Source organism: Chelatococcus reniformis, from assembly GCF_014640075.1.
Lineage (GTDB): Bacteria > Pseudomonadota > Alphaproteobacteria > Rhizobiales > Beijerinckiaceae > Camelimonas > Camelimonas reniformis.
In genome coordinates this window covers 1-2,212 of record NZ_BMGG01000027.1, presented here as the reverse complement: position 1 = coordinate 2,212, position 2,212 = coordinate 1, and the positions used below count along the sequence as shown (strand labels likewise).

Sequence of the window (2,212 nt, the reverse complement as noted above, 5' to 3'; positions counted from 1 at the left end):
CATCTGGCTGTGCTGCTCGCCCAGGCAGGCCATGCGGTGACCCTGTTCTACGTCGGCCAATCGCCGCTGGTGGAGACCGACCGGTGGGCGGCCTACTATGCCGTCGCCAAGATAGAGCTCCGTCACTTCCCCGCCTCGCACGCTCGGATCAGCCCAGGGTGGATCAAGCAGCCCACCGAGATCTTCGAGCAGCTCTCGCATCGGGACTTCGACTTCGTTCTCTTCGAGGAATTGTGGGGCCTGGGCCACGGCTGCATCGTCGCCAAGCGGTGCGGGCTGGCGTTCCAGCGGACGGCCCTGGCCGTCATCACCCATTCCAACACCGACTGGATCTATGAAGCGAACCGGCTTCCTTTGCCGTCGCACGAGCAGCTCGGCATCGCCTTCATGGAGCAGCAGGCGATCGAGCTGGCCGACGCGCTGGTCTCGCCGTCGGCCTATCTGGCCGGCTGGATGCGGGACGCGCAATGGACGCTCCCCCGCGACGCGGCGGTCATTCCGTATTTTCTGGCTGCCCCGGAACTGCTGGGGGCAGAGGCTGGCACCGACCAGCGGCGCGTGATCGAGCAGCCCCGCCACATTGCATTCTTCGGCAGGCTCGACGAGCGCAAGGGCGTCACCATCTTCCTGCAGGCGCTCGCCTCCGAGGCGCTCCGTGACCGCAGGTTCAAGCTCACGTTCCTGGGCAAGCCGGGGACCGTCTCGGCCGAGACGGTCATGACTTTCATCGGCGAGAAGCGGCCCGATCTTCTGCCGCATGCCGAGATCAAGAGCGATCTGTCCTCGGACGAGGCGCAGGACTTCCTGCGCGAGAACGAGTGCATTGCGGTGATTCCCTCGCTCGTCGACAACTCACCTTGCGTTGTCTACGAGTCGCTGAAGCTCGGCCTGCCGTTCATTGCCGCTGGATCGGGAGGCATTCCCGAGCTGCTCAGCCCGGAGGATCACGCAAGATGCCTCTTCGAGCCGACGGCGACGTCTCTCGCAGCCAAGCTTGCCGAGGTTCTTTCGGCGGGCAGCTGGACTGCTGCCCGCCCCGCCTACGATCAGAAGACGGTGGCGACCACGTGGCTGGCGTGGTTCGAGCGCGTGCACGCGGCGGCTCTGGACGCGCGTTCCGCAGGGGCGGCCAGGAGCCCATCGGTCGGCAACTCGTCGCCGGCGGTCTCGATCGTCGTGGCGCACCGCGACCGGCCGGTACATCTGGAGCGGGTGCTCCGCTCCCTCGCGGCTCAGACCGAGCAGGATTTCGAGACGATCGTCGTCGACGACGGCAGCAGGACCCAGGCGGCTGCGGACTATCTGGCCCGGGCCGAACAGGGCGTCGGCGGCTTGCGGGTGCGCGTCATTCGGCAGGACAATCGTCAGGGGCCGGCGTGGAGCACGGGAGTCGGCGCCGCCGGCGGTGATCGCATCATTCTTCTGGACGACGACGACATCGCGTTTCCCAACCTGGTCGAAACCCTGCTGCGGGCGAGCCGGTGTTCGGGCGCCGACATCGTGACGGCTCAGATGCAGCGGTTCGAGCAGACGGATGGTCCGCCCGATCCGGCGGAGCTGATCTACGGCGAGCGCTGCGCTTTTTCGGGCGGGCCTGTCGCGCTCGGGCTATTCCGCAATTGCTTCGGCGACGCGGCCGCGATCTTCCGCCGGCCCGTCCTCGATCTCGCCGGCCTCCACGAACAGCCCGGGGGAACCCATGCGGACTGGCAGCTCCACTTGAGGGCGGTGCTCGCCGGTGCACGCCTGCTGTCCCTGCAGATCCCGTTGCTCTGGCAGCGGACCGACCCGGACGGCAAGATCGCCACAACCGACGCCTACGAGAATTGGAGGGCGGTCGCCTCCCTGTTCGAGGCGCGGATGGATCCCGCCATTCGAAAGCTCGTCAGCGCTCTGGGTGCGCACGCGGCTCGGCCCTCGGCCGGATGACCCCGCTGAGATTGTCCCTGCGCCCACGACCAAACCGGCGCGTCACCCGGCCTATGGGAGCTGCTGGCCGGCCAGCAGCTCCGCTGATTTAAGGCTCTGGAATCACCATGCGTATCTGCCTCGTATCGGACGAGATCCTCGGCGCTCACAAGAATGGCGGCATCGGTACCGCGACGTCACATCTGGCTGTGCTGCTCGCCCAGGCAGGCCATGCGGTGACCCTGTTCTACGTCGGCCAATCGCCGCTGGTGGAGACCGACCGGTGGGCGGCCTACTATGCCGT

General features: G+C 67.1%; 1 protein-coding gene. It reads left to right on the top strand.

Annotated elements, in window-relative coordinates; genetic code table 11:
• The coding region (locus tag IEW34_RS30160) for a glycosyltransferase (RefSeq protein WP_188612952.1) at nt 1-1,929 on the top strand (1,929 nt) is incomplete at its 5' end.
• Between the last annotated feature and the right edge of the window lie 283 nt (nt 1,930-2,212).